This window comes from Lysobacter gummosus (assembly GCF_001442805.1).
Classification (GTDB): Bacteria; Pseudomonadota; Gammaproteobacteria; order Xanthomonadales; family Xanthomonadaceae; genus Lysobacter; species Lysobacter gummosus.
Genome location: NZ_CP011131.1, coordinates 387,354 through 402,125 on the forward strand (window position 1 = coordinate 387,354; position 14,772 = coordinate 402,125).

11 protein-coding genes are annotated in these 14,772 nt (G+C 68.7%); 10 read left to right on the forward strand and 1 reads right to left on the reverse strand.

Annotated elements, in window-relative coordinates; genetic code table 11:
* The first annotated feature begins 317 nt into the window (after positions 1–317).
* The 10 genes from LG3211_RS01545 to LG3211_RS01590 all read left to right on the forward strand — a co-directional run bounded on the left by LG3211_RS01545 (position 318) and on the right by LG3211_RS01590 (position 13,655).
* Positions 318–2,501 carry a TonB-dependent receptor gene (locus LG3211_RS01545; RefSeq protein WP_057941301.1) on the forward strand — a complete coding sequence of 728 codons (2,184 nt, stop codon included), beginning with the start codon at positions 318–320 and terminating at the stop codon, positions 2,499–2,501.
* On the forward strand, positions 2,498–3,244 hold the full coding sequence (locus LG3211_RS01550; protein WP_057941302.1) for an ABC transporter ATP-binding protein: 747 nt from the start codon (positions 2,498–2,500) through the stop codon (positions 3,242–3,244). The genes LG3211_RS01545 and LG3211_RS01550 overlap by 4 nt, the downstream gene beginning before the upstream one ends.
* On the forward strand, positions 3,241–4,644 hold the full coding sequence (locus LG3211_RS01555) for an ABC transporter permease subunit (protein ID WP_057941303.1): 1,404 nt from the start codon (positions 3,241–3,243) through the stop codon (positions 4,642–4,644). The genes LG3211_RS01550 and LG3211_RS01555 overlap by 4 nt, the downstream gene beginning before the upstream one ends.
* On the forward strand, positions 4,641–6,167 hold the full coding sequence (locus LG3211_RS01560) for a DUF3526 domain-containing protein (protein WP_057941304.1): 1,527 nt from the start codon (positions 4,641–4,643) through the stop codon (positions 6,165–6,167). The genes LG3211_RS01555 and LG3211_RS01560 overlap by 4 nt, the downstream gene beginning before the upstream one ends.
* 3 nt (positions 6,168–6,170) lie before the next feature.
* Complete coding sequence (locus tag LG3211_RS01565; RefSeq protein ID WP_057941305.1) at positions 6,171–8,108, forward strand: TonB-dependent receptor domain-containing protein; 1,938 nt, start codon at positions 6,171–6,173, stop codon at positions 8,106–8,108.
* Positions 8,109–8,154: 46 nt separating this feature from the next.
* On the forward strand, positions 8,155–9,090 hold the full coding sequence (locus LG3211_RS01570; RefSeq protein ID WP_187313116.1) for a GHMP family kinase ATP-binding protein: 936 nt from the start codon (positions 8,155–8,157) through the stop codon (positions 9,088–9,090).
* Positions 9,090–10,163, forward strand: coding sequence for a pyridoxal-phosphate dependent enzyme (locus LG3211_RS01575; protein ID WP_083512237.1), 1,074 nt, complete (start codon positions 9,090–9,092; stop codon positions 10,161–10,163). Before LG3211_RS01570 ends, LG3211_RS01575 begins: the two co-directional genes overlap by 1 nt.
* A 25-nt stretch (positions 10,164–10,188) precedes the next feature.
* Entirely contained in the window at positions 10,189–11,469 is a 1,281-nt protein-coding gene (locus tag LG3211_RS01580; RefSeq protein ID WP_057941307.1) for an ATP-grasp domain-containing protein, read from the forward strand.
* A 104-nt stretch (positions 11,470–11,573) separates the two neighbouring features.
* On the forward strand, positions 11,574–12,413 hold the full coding sequence (locus tag LG3211_RS01585; protein ID WP_057941308.1) for a Rossmann-like domain-containing protein: 840 nt from the start codon (positions 11,574–11,576) through the stop codon (positions 12,411–12,413).
* Between the two features lie 9 nt (positions 12,414–12,422).
* The gene (locus tag LG3211_RS01590) at positions 12,423–13,655 is read left to right on the forward strand and encodes an MFS transporter (protein ID WP_057941309.1); all 1,233 of its coding nucleotides are present in this window, start codon (positions 12,423–12,425) and stop codon (positions 13,653–13,655) included.
* Positions 13,656–13,848: 193 nt separating this feature from the next.
* Here LG3211_RS01590 and LG3211_RS01595 read toward each other — a convergent pair whose 3' ends face one another.
* A complete protein-coding gene (locus LG3211_RS01595; protein WP_057941310.1) occupies positions 13,849–14,757 on the reverse strand; it encodes a LysR family transcriptional regulator in 909 nt (302 codons plus the stop codon).
* Positions 14,758–14,772: the final 15 nt, after the last annotated feature.

Consider the following 14,772-nt stretch of genomic DNA (forward strand, 5'->3'; position numbering starts at 1 on the left):
CTGCCCCAGACGAAATCTCGTCCGCGCGTATTGACGCGCCTGCGCACTGGGCCTTACATTGCCGATTCATTGAAATGATATATCGTTTCATTTCACATTCGGCCGGGGCAAGGATCACAGTGGACACACGCAGTCAGGGGCGCCGCGCACGCGCGGCCGGATCGGAAGCCAGCCAAGACGCGCGGTCGTACGGCGGCGCGTTGCTTCATGGGCGCCAGTGGCCCGGGCGAAACCGGCCCGGGCACGGCGCGACCTGCGCGGCTCGCCCCGGCATGGCTGCCGCCCGCCGGCATGGCCTCACTCCGAGCCGCCTCGGCATGGCCCTGCTGCTCGCGCTGTGCGCGGCACCGGCCGCCTACGCCCAACAAACGGCCGCGGAAAGCGCCGGCGGCGCACCGCTGCCCAAGCTGCTCGACAAGGTCACCGTCGAAGGCGTGGCGACCCAGGAAGCGCCGCTGGACCGGCCCAACGCCACCGCTTCGCGCCTGGGCCTGAGCCCGCGCGAGACTCCGGCCGCGATCGACGTGCTGAGCCAGGACCAGATCCAGGCGCGCGGCCTGCGCGGCAGCGTCGAGGCGCTCAACGCCGCGCCCGGCGTCCTGGCCGGGCAACTGCCGTCCTCGCCGGGCATGACTTCGATGCGCGGCTTCACCGGCGGCGCCATCGCGCTGCTCTACGACGGCGTGCGTCAGACCGCCGCGCCGCTGATCACGCGCGACTTCGACAGCTGGAGCTTCGACCGCATCGAAGTGCTCAAGGGCCCGGCCTCGGTGCTCTACGGCGAAGGCGCGCTGTCCGGCGCGATCAACCTGGTGCCCAAGCGGCCGAACTTCGACGGCCGCGCCTTCGAAGCCCTGGCCGGCTGGGGCAGCTTCGGCAGCCAGCGTTACGCCATCGACGCCAATGTGCCGCTCAGCGACGACTTCGCCGTGCGCGCGGTGGTCAGCCGGCGCAGCAGCGACGGCTACGTGGACGGCACCGGCAGCGATTCGACCTCGGCCACGTTGGCCGCGCGCTGGCGCCCCAGCGATACCCTGGATGTCGATATCGCCCTGGATCATTACCAGGACGACTACGACACCGCGTATTGGGGCACGCCGCTCATTCCGGCGTCGATCGCGCGCGATCCCAGCGATCTGGTGCGCACCGGCAACGGCCTGGTGCTGGACCGCGCCATCGCCCGGCGCAATTACAACGTCGATAACGGCGTGCAGGATTCGCACAGCGACTGGCTGCGCACGCGGGTCAACTGGCAGATCAGCGACGGGCTGCGTTTGCGCAATGAGTTCAGCTATTACGACGCGCATCGGCGCTGGATGAATTCGGAGACATATACCTACAACGCGCGCAGCGGCTTGCTCGATCGCGGGACTACGCGGATCGAGCACGATCATCAGTTCTGGGTCGAGCGGGCGACATTGTTTTCCGACAGCCCGATCGGGGGCCGGCGTAACCGGGCTTCGGTTGGCGTTGAAATCAGCGACGGCGATTTCATGGTGATGCGCCGCTTCGGCGCCACCACGCCGGTCGATCCGTTCGCGCCGCGCCGCGGCAGCGTGTCCTTCGCCGATACCGCGCTGAACTTTCCCGGCGCCGGCAATCGCGTCGATTTCGATTCGAATACGCGGGTGGTGTCGGTGTTCGCCGAAGACGCGCTCAATCTGACACCGCGCTGGCTGCTGCTCGCCGGCCTGCGCTACGACCGTATCGAACTGGAACGCAGCATCCGCGACTACAACACCGGCAGCCGGACCCGGTTCGAACGCAGCTACGAGCCGCTGTCGTGGCGCCTGGGCACGGTGTTCGATCTGGCGCCGAAAACCCAGCTGTACGCGCAGTACAGCGTCGCGATCGCGCCGGTCGGCAGTCTGCCGCTGCTGTCGTTGGCGAACTCGCGCTTCGAACTGACCCGCGGTCGCGCGGCCGATGCGGGCATCAAGAGCAGTCTGTGGGACGGCCGCATCGATCTGAGCGCGAGCGCGTACTGGATCGAGCAGGACGACATCGTCACCCGCGATCCGCGCAACGCCAATCTGTCGATCCAGGGCGGCACGCAGTCCTCGCGCGGCATCGAGTTGTCCGCCTCGGCCGCGCTGACCCGCGCGCTGCGCCTGGACGCCAGCGTCGCCGCGCTGGATGCGCGCTTCGACCGTCTGCGCGAAGCCGGCGGCGTCGATCGCGCCGGCAATGTGCCGCCGAACGTGCCCGAGCGCATCGCCAACCTCTACGCCAGTTATCGCTTCGACCCGGTGCCGATTACCGTCGGCGCCGGCGCGCGCTACGTCGGCGCGTACTACACCAACAACGCCAACAGCATCCGCGTGGACAGCCATACGGTATGGGACGCGTCGATCGCCTACCGGCTGCCGTTCGGCGAGATCGCCTTGTACGGACGCAACCTGGGCGATGCGTTCTATGCCGACTGGTCCGGCGGCGCGGCCGATCAACTGGTGATCGGCGCGCCGCGCAGCGTCGAGCTGACTTTCAAGGTGAACCTATGAGCTTGATGCAGACCCGCACCGATGCGCTGCGCCTGGACGCGGTGCGCAAGGATTTCGGCGACCGTCATGCGCTGGACGAACTGTCGATCGCGATCGCGCCCGGCGAGGTCTACGCGCTGCTCGGCCCGAACGGCGCCGGCAAGACCACGACCTTGAACCTGATCCTGGGATTCCTGCAGCCCGAAGCGGGGCGCATCGAAGTCGCCGGCATCGACGTGGGTCGCGATCCGCTGGGCGCGCGCGCCAAGATCGCTTACTTGCCGGAAACGGTGATGCTGCATCCCAGCCTGAGCGCGATCGAGAATCTCACTTATTTCGCCTTGCTCGGCGGGCGCAGGATCGACGCGGCGCAGGCGCGCGATCTGCTTTCCGAAGCCGGCCTGCAACCCGAGGCGCATGCGCGCCGCGCCGCCGGCTTCTCCAAGGGCATGCGGCAGAAAGTCGGGCTGGCGATCGCGCTGGCCAAGAACGCGCAACTGCTGCTGCTCGACGAACCGACCTCGGGGTTGGACGCCAGCGCCGCGAACGATCTCTCGCAAGGCGTGCGCGCCGCCGCCCAGCGCGGCATCGCGGTGTTGATGGCGACGCACGATCTATATCGGGTCAAGGACGTGGCCCATCGCCTCGGCATCCTGCGCGCGGGCCGATTGCTCGCGCAGCGCCTCACCGCGGAACTGTCCGCGGCGCAGATCGAGTCGCTGTATCTGGAATTGCTCGCCAGCCAGGACGCGGCCGCGGCATGAGCGCATCGCTGACCGGTTTCGAATGGACCTTGCTGCGCCGCGACCGCCGCGCGTGGTGGGCGCTGCTGTGCCTGGGCGCGCTGGTGTTGATCGCCTTCGCGGTGGATATGGCGGCGATCGTCGATGCCAACGCGGCCAAGGCCGACATCGCCCGCGCCGAGCGCGCGCGGTGGCTGGGGCAGGGCGAGAAAGATCCGCATTCGGCCGCGCACTACAGCATCTTCGCGTTCAAGCCGACTTCGCCGCTGGCGGCGCTGGACCTGGGCGTGGAGCCCTTCGTCGGCCAGACCGTGTGGCTGGAAGCGCATGTGCAGAACGACATGCTGTACCGGCCGCAGGGCGAGGCCTCGGCGCTGCAGCGCGCCGGCTTGAGCAGTCCCGCCAGCCTGTTGATCGGCTTCGCGCCATTGGTGGCGTTCCTGCTGGCGTTCACCGCGGTGGCGATGGATCGCGAGCGCGGCACTTTGCGATTGGCCTTGGGCGCGGCGTTGCGGCCGCGCGAGATCGTCGCCAGCAAGGCGGCCGCGATCTGGCTGGCCCTGGTCTGGGTGTTGGTGGTGCCGGTCACCGCCATCGCTGCTATCGCCACCGCTGTGCTCGGCGCTCTGGACGCGACCGCGGCCTTGCGCCTGGTGCTGTGGGCGGCGGCGATGGCGGTGTACCTGGGCGTGTTGACCGCGCTCGGTCTGGCCGTGTCGATGCTCGCCGGCAGCGTGCGCGGCGCGCTGGCGGTTCTGTTCGGCCTGTGGATCGCCTTCGGCCTGGCGCTGCCGCGCTGGGCCAACAGCGCGGTGGAAAGCGCGCAGCCGCTGCCGTCCACGCAGACGGTCAAGCAGCAGTTGCTGGATGAGGCGCCTTCGTACTGGACCGCGGAGGACGCGAAGAAACATCAGGCCACGCTGCTGGCCAAGTACGGCGCCAAGGACCCGGCCGATCTGCGCGTGGATCTGCGCGGCGCCGAGCTGGACCTGAGCGAGCGCCATTCGCACGAAGTGTTCGATCGCGTGCTCGGCGGTTTCTACGATCGCGTGGTCGCCCAGGACCGCGCCTACGCCATGCTCGGCTGGCTGTCGCCGACCGCGGCCATGCAGAGCCTGTCGCCGATGCTGGCCGGCAGCGACTTCGTCCATCATCGCCGTTTCATCGACGGCGCCGAGCATTACCGGCGCGCGCTGGTCAATCGCATGAATCAGGACGTGATGGCGCATCCGACCGGCGAGGGCGGCGCCAAGCACACCAACGATGCGTCGCTGTGGGCGCAGATTCCCGAATTCCACCATCCCGCGCCGTCGCTGAGCGCGAACTGGCGCCACACCGCGCCGGCCGCGGCCGCGCTGCTGGCCTGGTCGCTGGCGGCACTGGCCTTGCTGGCGTTGGCGGCAAGGAGGCTGCGGCCATGAGCGCGATCGCATTGGAAACAACACAAATCGCCGCGCCCGCGCGCGTCGGCTTCGCCACCCTGCTGGCCTGGGAACTGCGCCACGTCGGCCGCAGCCGGCTGCTGTGGACGGTGATCGGCCTGCTGGCCGCGGCGATGCTGTGGGGCGCATACAGCGGCGCGGCGCTGCATCGCGCCCAGGACGCGGCGATCGAACGCAGCCGCGCCAGCGACGCGCAATGGATGCGGCAGATCCGCGAACGCGCGCAGCGCTACGCCGAGCCGGCGCCGACTTCGGTGCCGTACTGGCAAGACCCGACCGACATCGCCGGCTTCAGCCGCTATTTCCTGCGCGCGCACAGCTACAAGCCGAACCTGCCGCTGTCGCCGCTGGCGGTGGGCGGCAGCGATCTGATGCCGAGCCGTCTGCCGGTGAAACTGGAAACGCCGTTCGGCGTCGAGCCGGCTTACGATTTCGAGAATCCGCGCGGGCTCGGACTGGGCCGGTTCGATCTGGGTTTCGTGCTGGTGTATCTGCTGCCGATCGCGGTGATCGTGTTGATCGGCCTGCTGTCCACCTTCGAACGCGATCACGGCATGTTGCGCCTGATCGCCGCGCAGCGGGTCGGCCCGCGCGCGTGGCTGGGCGCGCGCGTGGCGGCGATCTTCGCCTGGGTGATGCCGGCGACACTGGCGCTGCTGTGTCTGTCTTTGTCGGTCGCCGGCGCGAATCTGTCCGCGGCGATCCCGGAACTGCTCGCGTCGGCGGCACTGGTGGTGGCCTACCTGTCGTTCTGGGCCGCGCTGGGCTTCGTCGTGGTGTCCGCGTGGCCCGGCGCCGCCGGCGCGATCAGCCTGATGAGCGCGTTGTGGGCCTTGCTCGCGATCGGCCTGCCCTTGCTCGGCAGCGCGCTGTCGCAGCGTGTCGGCGATGCGCCCACGCCGGTGGCCTATGTCGATGCGACGCGACGCGCCAACGACGCCATCGCCGCCGAGCGCGACGCGATCGTCGGCGCGATGTTCCGCGCCCGCGCCGATCTGGCGCCGGCCATCGACAAGGTCGCCAGCATCGACTACGCCACCCGCATGAGTTTCCTCGCGCCGGAAACCGAGCGCCGCCTGCAACCCTTGCAGCGTCGCCAGGAGCACGCGCGCGATCTGCGCGAAACGGTATCGGAATGGGCCGGCTATCTGTCGCCGCCGCTGGGCATGGAGCAGGCGCTGTCGCTGCTGGCCGGCACCGACGCGCCGCGCCAGCGCCGATTCGAGCATCAGACGCGGGTGCATCAGCTGCGTTTACGCGAATGGTTCTATCCGCGCATCCAGCGGCAGATCGCCACGCCCACGCCGCGGCCGATCGCCAACAGCTACGGCCGGATGAACTTCAACGAGTATGCGGACATCCCCGTGTACACCGGCGCCGAGTTGCCGCCGTTGGCGCGCGCGGCCGGCGTCGCGCCGATGGCGGCATGGTTGCTGTTGTTGGCCGCAGGCTTGTGCGCGCTCGCTCTGCATCGCCTGCGCCGCTGGCCGACGGAGCTTTGAGCGATGACACGCGCACGCCTCGCATGGACCCTGGGCTGCGGCCTGGCCGCTTTCGCCGCTGCCGCCAATGCGCAGCGCGCCGGCGACAACGCGGTGACCGCGGCCGAGGACGCGTTCGGCGCGACCCTGGGCAATGAAACCATCGGCCTGTACAGCAGCAAGCAGGTGCGCGGCTTCTCGCCGGTGGATGCCGGCAACGTGCGCATGGACGGCATCTATTTCGACCGCCAGGGCACGGTGCCGCCGGCGCTGGTCGAAGGCTCGACCATCCGCGTCGGTTTGTCGGCGCTGAACTATCCGTTCCCGGCGCCGACCGGCATCGTCGATTACCGCCTGAAGAAAGCCGGCGACGAACGCGTGCTCAGCCTGCTCGGCGCGATCAACGCCTACGGCGCGCCGGCGCTGGAATTCGACGCCAAGCTGCCGATCGTCGACGGCCGCTTCGGCATCGCCGCCAACATCGCTCTGGCGCGCGAGGAGTACTACGACGGCGCCGACGCGCGCTATGTACGCGCCGGCTTCGTGCCGCGCTGGCGGCCGACGGACAACATCGAGATCCTGCCGTTCTGGAGCATCTCGCGCGGCCGCGACGAAGAGGTCGCGCCGACCATCATCACCGCCGGGCCGTACCGGCCGCCGCGGATCCAGCGCCGCCGCCATTTCGGCCAATCGTGGTCGGACAACGAATACGACAGCCGCAACTACGGCGTGCTCGGCAAGGCCCGGCTGGGTGGCGACTGGGCGCTGGCCGGCGGCGTGTTCCGCTCGATCAACAACCAGCCCAGCGGCTTCGCCGAGCTGTTTACCGACACCCGCGCGGACGGCATGACGCGCGAGAAAGTCATCGCCGACCCGCGCCAGCGCTATGCCTCTACCAGCGGCGAGTTGCGCCTGAGCCGCAGCTTCCGCGAAGGTCCGCGCCTGCACGTGCTGCAAGTGGCCGTGCGCGGGCGCGGGCTGGACAGCGAGTACGGCGGTTCGGCGGCGGCGATCGACTACGGCTGGCGGCCTCTGGGCGAACCGCGGCCGGTGTCGCCGCCGCCGTCGTTCGAGTTCGGCCCGCGTACACGCGATCACGTCGAGCAATGGACCGGCGGGCTGGCGTATGAAGGGCGCTGGCGCGATGTCGGCGAGCTGAGCCTGGGCATCCAGCGCAGCCGTTATCGCAAGCACGTGGATCAGCCCGGCTTGGCGCGCACCCGCAGTCGCGACGATCCGTGGCTGCCCAACGCCACCGCCTCGGTGTATCTGAGCAAGACGTTGGCGCTGTACGCCGGCCACACGCGCGGACTGGAGGAAACCGGGATCGCGCCGGACGATGCCGCCAACCGCAATCAGGCGCTGCCGGCGATCCGCACCCGCCAGACCGATGCCGGCGTGCGCTGGTCGCTGAGCCAGGACCTGAAACTGGTCGCCGGCGCCTTCGACGTGCGCAAGCCGTACTTCACCACCGACGAGCGCAACGTCTACGGCGCGATCGGCGAAGTGCGCCATCGCGGCGTCGAGCTGAGCCTGAGCGGCAAGCCGGCCGAGCATTGGAGCCTGGTGGCCGGCGCGGTGCTGATGCATCCGCGCGTCAGCGGCGAAGCGGTGCGGCTGGGCCGCGTCGGCGATCGTCCGATCGGCCAGACCGAGCGAGTGCTTCGCAGCGATGTCGAATACCGGCCGCCGCTGCTGCCGGGCTGGTCGTTCGATGTGTCGATGAGCCATTACGGCGAACGCGTCGCCTCGCGCGACGGCTTAAACCGCGTTCCGGCCTACACGCTGGTGGATGTCGGTGCGCGCTATCGCTTCAAGCTCGGCGCCGCGCCGGCGACCTTGCGTCTGTTGGTGGCGAATGCCGGCGACACGTTTACCTGGAACATCTACGGCAACAACAGTTTCGGCCTGATCGACGGGCGGCGCTATGTGGCGCAGCTCGCGGTGGATTTCGACGGCTGAGTCCGAAGCGCAACGGGGAGACGCGGCCATGCTGCGGCAGGATCGAATGGGGATTTCGAATAGCGGTGCGGCGCCTTTGGTGCGCGACGCGTTGTTCTCGGCCGCGCAATCGTCTAGCGCGCGCACGGTGTACAGCGGCGTATGTCACGGGACCTTGGGCGAGTTGTGGCAAGGCCCGTACGAACAGGACGGCGAACTGCATATCGGCCTGATCTCGCTGCCGGTACGCAAGTACAGCTGGATGCATTATCTGCCCGGCGAGGATGGCGAGGACGGCGCAGATCTGGCCGGCAAGGACAAATGCCGGCGCGCGATCGACTTGTATCTGCAGCATCACGGCAAAAGCCTGCCGCCGGGGCGTTGGAGTCACGACTCCGAATTGCCGCTGGGCAAGGGCATGGCCAGTTCCACCGCCGACCTGGTCGCGACCATCCGCTGCCTGGACCGCATCTTCGGCCTGGATACGCCGGTGCCGACAGTGGCCGATCTGCTGCGCGGCATCGAGCGCTCCGACAGCGTGTTCCTGGATCGCTACGCGCTGTACCTCAGCGGCCGCCAGCAGATCGTGCGCAGCTTCGACACTTCGCCGCGCCTGCATGCCTGCTACATCGACGAAGGCGGCACGGTGGAGACCGAGAAGCTCGCCGATCCGCTGCTGCGTCACTACCAGCGCCATCTGTCTTCGTACCGGCGCGGTCTGCAGCAGGCCATCGAAGCCTTCGACGGCGGCGATGCGGCGGCGATCTGCGAATGCGCCACGCACAGCGCGCAGCTGGCGCAGTGGGTGACGCCGAAGGCGCATTTCGAAACGCTGGCGCAGCGGCGGCGCGAATTCGGCGCCGACGGCATCGTCGTCGCCCATACCGGCAGTCTGCTCGGCTATCTGTTCGTGTCGCGCCCGGACGCGGCGCGCATGAGCGAGCTGTCGTCCTTCTTCCGCGGGCTGGGTCGCCAGTGCCGCTTCGCCGAGACGGGGTTGTGATGGCGCTCGCGACGAATCCAGTGCATGCGCATATCGCCGACGCGATCAAGGCGCCCGATCTGGTGCGCCTGGGCGAGAACCTGTTCGTCGCCCGTTTCGAAACCATGAAGGTGTACTCGACCCTGGTCGCGGTCGAGCGCCTGCTGGCCAGCGGCCGTATCCGCGCCGGCGCGACATTGATGGACAGCTCCAGCGGCATCTACGCCTACGCGCTGGCGCTGGCCTGCCACAAGTTCGGGCTGCGCTGCCACATCGTCGGCTCCAAGACGGTGGACAAGACCTTGATGGTGCAGCTGCGGATTCTCGGCGCGACCATCGAGCAGGTCGAGCCGCAGGCGACCTTGAAGATGGATCAGAGCCTGCGCGTGGCGCGCATCCGCGAACTGCTCGCGGCCGATCCGGACCTGCACTGGATGCAGCAGTATCACGACGATATCCACTACCACGGCTACCAGCCGGTCGCCGACCAGATCCGCGACGCGGTCGGCGCCGGGCCGTTGAGCGTGGTCGGCGGCGTCGGCTCGGGATGTTCCACCGGCGGGCTGGCCTGCGCCTTGCGCGAAGACGATGCGTCGCTGCAACTGATCGGCGTGCAGCCCTTCGGCAGCATGACCTTCGGCTGCGAACACATCGAAGACCCCGGCATCATCATCGCCGGTATCGGCAGCTCGATTCCGTTCCGCAACGTGCGCCACGATCTGTACGACCAGGTGCACTGGGTCAGCTTCGACTACGGCCTGTCCGGCTCGGTGGCGCTGCTGCGCGAGCACGCGGTGTTCGCCGGCCTGTCCACCGGCTGCTGCTATCTGGTCGCGCAACGCGAAGCGCGCCTGCATCCCGAGCGCAAGGTGGTCTTCCTCGCCGCCGACACCGGCCATCGCTACGTCGAAGGCGTGTTCGCCCATTACGAGCAGGCGCTGGACCCGCGCGCGCTGCATCCCACGCCGATCGCGTCGCTCGACGAACTGGCCTTGCCGTGGTCGGCGATGGCCTGGAATCGCGCCGTCTTCGATCCCACTGCCGACTCCGCCGATACGCGCGCGCCGCTTGGCGCGGCGGTCGCGGCGCACTGAACTTCGCACTCCAAAGGACTTCCCCATGGCGCATCTGTTGATGATCGAAAGCTGGGTCGGCGGCACCGGCCGCATCTTCCCGCCCGCGATCGCCCGGCTCGGGCACCGCTACACCTTCGTCACCCGCAATCGCGGCCATTACCAGGACCCGCGATCGCGCGAGATCCATCCGGTGATCGAACACGCCGATCACGTGCTGAGCTTCGACACCAACGATGTTCCGGCGTTGATCGAGTTCCTGCGCGCGCAGCATGCGGTGCTGAAGTTCGACGGCGTGGTGACGATCTGCGATTACTACATCGGCACCGTCGCCGAGGTCGCGCAGGCCCTGGATCTGCCGCAGGCGTTCTCGGCCAACGTGGTGATGGAGCGGCGCAAGGATCAGGTGCGCGAGGCGATCGGACGCGCCGGCCTGCCCAATCCGAAGTTCGCCGTGACCTCCGGCTGGGACGACACCCGCGCGCAGGCGGCGCGGATCGGTTATCCGTTGATCGCCAAGCCCACCGATCTGGCGTCCAGCGCCTTCGTGCGGCTGGTGCACGACGAAGAAGAACTGTGCGCCGCCTTCGACGCGCTGGAGCAATTCCCGCGCAACTTCCGCGAGCAGGAGCGGGTGCCGCTGCTGTTGCTGGAGGAGTACATGCGCGGCGAAGAGGTCAGCGTCGAGGCCTGCACCTATCGCGGCCGGACCACGATCATCGGCATCACCGACAAGAGCCTGACCGGGTTTCCGTACTTCATCGAAGACGGGCATATGTTCCCGGCCAAACTCGACGGCGACATCGCCGCGCAGATCGAAGCGCTGGTGCGCGGCGCCCTGGACGCGGTCGGCCACGATCACGGCATCAGCCACACCGAGGTCAAGTTGACCGTCGACGGCCCGCGCATCGTCGAAATCAATCCGCGCCCGGGCGGCAACTACATCGCCGAACTGATCCAGCGGGTGACCGGCATCGATCTGCTCGACGCGCAGATCGAACTGGCCCTGGGCCGCGAACCGGACCTGCGCCGCCGCGACACCGGCGTCGCCAGCGCGGCGATCAAATTCCTGGTGCCGCCGCGCGCCGGCCATGTCGTGGCGATGGAAGGCGCGCAGACCCTGGACGCCGATCTGAACATCGAACGCTGGAGCATGGCCGCGGTCGCCGGCACCGACGTCGCCGCGCCGATCGACAACGCCTGCTACATCGGCCACGTGATCGCCAGCGATGGCGAAGGCCAGCAAGCGCGCGACTACGCCGAGCGCGCACTGGCGCGAGTGACCCTGACCTACGCCGAAGCTCCCGCCATCTCCAGCGCCGCCTAACCCTCCAGTCCCCGCAATGCATTCCCCCCTTTGAAAAAGGGGGCGAGGGGGGATTCGCTCTTGTTCTTGCTCCTCCCGGCACCACACCCACCGAGACCCACGCCATGCCCTCCACCCCCCTGACCAGCGTCGCCGACCTCACCGCCGCCGTCCTCCGCGGCGACTACGGCCCCGATCCCGAGAGCCTGCACGCCGTCGGCGCCTTCTGGGTCCGGCAAAGCACCCAGTTCCCCGGCACCGACACCAAGTACCGCAATTACTACCTGGTGCTGCGGGTGGAGTCGGGCTTCGGCGGCTGCTGCGTGGAGCGCGACCAACTCGACTCGGTGATCGCGGAAGAACTCTCCGGCAGCAGCGTCGCCCAGCTGCTGCGCGACGAACGCACGCCGGTGCGCATCGCCGCGCTCGACGCCTACCTGTCGCTGACCCGCCCGCACCGCGAAGCCGAGCAGGCGCAGGTGTTCATGCTCCCGCACGGCACCCCGCTGCAGCGCGCGAAGGCACGCGATCAGGCCATCGCCGGCTTGCTGGACATCGCTCCGGGCATGCGCGTGGGCCTGATCGGCGTGGTCAATCCGCTGGTGGATGCCATCCGCGCGCGCGGCGGCATCTGCCTGCCCTGCGACTTCAACATGCAGCGCACGGCCGACGGCACCGAGGTCGCGCGAGACATGGCGCCGGTGTTGGCCCAGGCCGATCTGGTCATCGCCACCGGCATGACCCTGAGCAACGGCTCGTTCGACGAAATCCTCGCCGCGGTGCGCCTGCGCGACATTCCGCTGATCGTCTACGCGCAGACCGGCAGCGCGATCGTGCCGCAGTTCCTGGGCCACGGCGTGGCCGCGGTGTCGGCCGAACCGTTTCCGTTCTCGCAGTTCAGCGCCGACCCGACGCCGATCCATCTGTATCGCGATGCCGGCGCCGATGCGCGCGCGGCGGCCTGAGCCGAGCCGATGTCGATCGAGCAGGCGAACACAAGCACGCACCTGAGCGAGGCCGCGCGCCGGCGCGGGCTCAACGGCTTGCTGGTCTACACCTTCTTCATGGTGACCGGCTTCGCCATGCTGATGCCGCTGGTCGCGGTGCATTACGTCAACGATGTCGGCCTGGCCGCGGCCGCGGTCGGCCTGGCGCTGGCGGTGCGGCAGTTGACCCAGCAAGGTCTGGCCTTGCTCGGCGGCGTGCTTTCGGATCGCTATGGCGCGCGGCGGATGATCTGCCTGGGCGTGCTGCTGCGCGCGGCCGGTTTCGCCAGCCTCGCCTTCGCTGCCGATCTGCCTTTGCTGCTGGCGGCGATGGTGTTGTCGGCGCTGGGCGGGGCGATGTTCGAAGCGCCGTATCAGGCCTCGATCGCCGCGCTCACCGACGAACGCAGCCGGCCGCGTTACTACGCGATCAGCAACTGGGTCAGCGGCGTGGCCACGACCCTGGGCCCGCTGCTCGGCGTGGCCCTGCTGCATTTCGATTTCCGCATCGTGTGCCTGACCGCGGCGGCGTGCTTCGCGCTGAACTTCCTGATCGCGCTGCGCCTGCTGCCGCAGGTCGAGATGCCGCCGCAACCGCCGCCGCTGCGCCACGGCCTGGACCTGGTGCGCGGCAATCGGCCGTTTATCCGTCTGGTCGCGTTGATGATGCTGTACTGGTTCGTCGCCGTGCAGATCAACATCAGTTTCCCGCTGTTGGCGCAGCGCCTGACCGGCAGCGTCGATAGCGTCGGCGCGATGTTCGCGCTCAGCGCCGGCCTCACGGTGGCCTTGCAGTACGGTCTGGTGCGCTGGCTGGAAAAACGCCTGAGCAGCGCGCAGGTGCTGGTGCTGGGCGTGACGGTGATGTCGCTGGCCGCGGGCGCGATCGGTTTCGTCGCGGATTTCGCCGGCTTCCTGGTCTGCGTCGCGGGTTTCTCGATCGGCGCGCTGATGACCCGACCGACGCAACAGACCTTGATCGCCGGTCTCGCCGATCCGCGCGCGCTCGGCACTTTTCTCGGCGTGAGCTCGTTAAGCCTCGCCGTCGGCGGCGGCATCGGCAACGTCGCCGGCGGCTGGTTGATCGATCTGTCGGCGGCGCGGCAATGGCCGTGGCTGCCGTGGTCGGTGTTCTGCCTCGTCGGCCTGCTCAGCGCCGCCGGCCTGCACTGGACGACCCGCGTGCGCGGGCGCATCGAGGCCGCCGCCGCGCACTCCTGATCCTTTCCCCGTTGCTTTAGTTGCCCTCTCCTGGACTCCGGCAAGGGAGAGGGTTTTTTTTGAGCCCATTTACTTCGAAAGTCCGAAGATCCAGCGCCTTTAGCGGGATTCTTCCCGAACGTCATTCCCGCCTTCGCGGGAATGACGAGCAAAAGCGAAAGTCATCAAACCCGAAGCCATCGCGCCGCCGAACCTACTGCGGAATCGCCGGCAACTCATCGCAGCACTGCTTGAGGAACTCGCGCAGGCGTTGCACAGGCGGGCTCAGCAGGCGGCGGTCGGGGCAGACCAGGTTCAAGGGCGCGTCTTCGCCGCGCCAGTCGCGGCACAGCACCTGCAACCGGCCGCTGAGCACTTCCTGCGAAACGTCGATCCAGGACTTGTACGCGATGCCATGCCCGGCCAGCGCCCATTGCTTGACCGCGTGGCCGTCGTCGGCGACGCGGTCGCCCTGCACGCGGATGGTGCGATCGTCCTCGCCGCGGCGCAGGCGCCAGCGCTCGTGGATTTCGCCGCGGATCATCTGCCGCAGGCAATTGTGTTCGACCAGCCGATCCGGATGCTCCGGCGCGCCGTGGCGCGCGAGGTACTGCGGCGAGGCGCACAGCACGCGGCGGTTGTCCGGGCGCAGCGGCAGCGCGATCAGGCTGGAATCCGGCGGCGGCCCGTAGCGCAGCGCGACATCCACCGGCTGCCGGTAGACGTCGGCGAAATAGTCCGACAGGTTCGCGCGCAACTGCACATGCGGGTGTTCGGCGATGAAGCGGTCCAGCCACGGCAGAATCAGGCTGCGGCCCAGGTCGGACGGCATCGACAACTGCAGTTGGCCGCGCAGCTGCGCCTGATCGCCGTGCAGCGCCTGTTCGGCGTCGTCGATGGCGCGCAGCGCCTCGCGCGCATGGGCCAGGAATCGTTCGCCCTCCAGGGTCAGGCGCAGGCTGCGGGTGGAGCGCACGAACAACTGCGTGTGCAGTTCCGCCTCCAGCCGCTTGATCGTGGCGCTGGCCGCGGCCGGACTGATGTCCAGCGCCCTCGCCGCGGCCGACAGGCTGCCGGCGTCGGCCGCGCGCACGAACACGGTGAGGTCGGCGAAGGCCTTCATTTTCAACATCCGGGC

Bases quoted from the DNA above. Each gene is read 5' to 3' on its own strand.
- LG3211_RS01595 (WP_057941310.1), bottom strand. From the start codon at position 14,757: ATGAAGGCCTTCGCCGACCTCACCGTGTTCGTGCGCGCGGCCGACGCC.
- LG3211_RS01560 (WP_057941304.1), top strand. From the start codon at position 4,641: ATGAGCGCGATCGCATTGGAAACAACACAAATCGCCGCGCCCGCGCGC.
- LG3211_RS01555 (WP_057941303.1), top strand. From the start codon at position 3,241: ATGAGCGCATCGCTGACCGGTTTCGAATGGACCTTGCTGCGCCGCGAC.
- LG3211_RS01570 (WP_187313116.1), top strand. From the start codon at position 8,155: ATGGGGATTTCGAATAGCGGTGCGGCGCCTTTGGTGCGCGACGCGTTG.
- LG3211_RS01590 (WP_057941309.1), top strand. From the start codon at position 12,423: ATGTCGATCGAGCAGGCGAACACAAGCACGCACCTGAGCGAGGCCGCG.
- LG3211_RS01565 (WP_057941305.1), top strand. From the start codon at position 6,171: ATGACACGCGCACGCCTCGCATGGACCCTGGGCTGCGGCCTGGCCGCT.
- LG3211_RS01580 (WP_057941307.1), top strand. From the start codon at position 10,189: ATGGCGCATCTGTTGATGATCGAAAGCTGGGTCGGCGGCACCGGCCGC.
- LG3211_RS01585 (WP_057941308.1), top strand. From the start codon at position 11,574: ATGCCCTCCACCCCCCTGACCAGCGTCGCCGACCTCACCGCCGCCGTC.
- LG3211_RS01575 (WP_083512237.1), top strand. From the start codon at position 9,090: ATGGCGCTCGCGACGAATCCAGTGCATGCGCATATCGCCGACGCGATC.
- LG3211_RS01545 (WP_057941301.1), top strand. From the start codon at position 318: ATGGCCCTGCTGCTCGCGCTGTGCGCGGCACCGGCCGCCTACGCCCAA.
- LG3211_RS01550 (WP_057941302.1), top strand. From the start codon at position 2,498: ATGAGCTTGATGCAGACCCGCACCGATGCGCTGCGCCTGGACGCGGTG.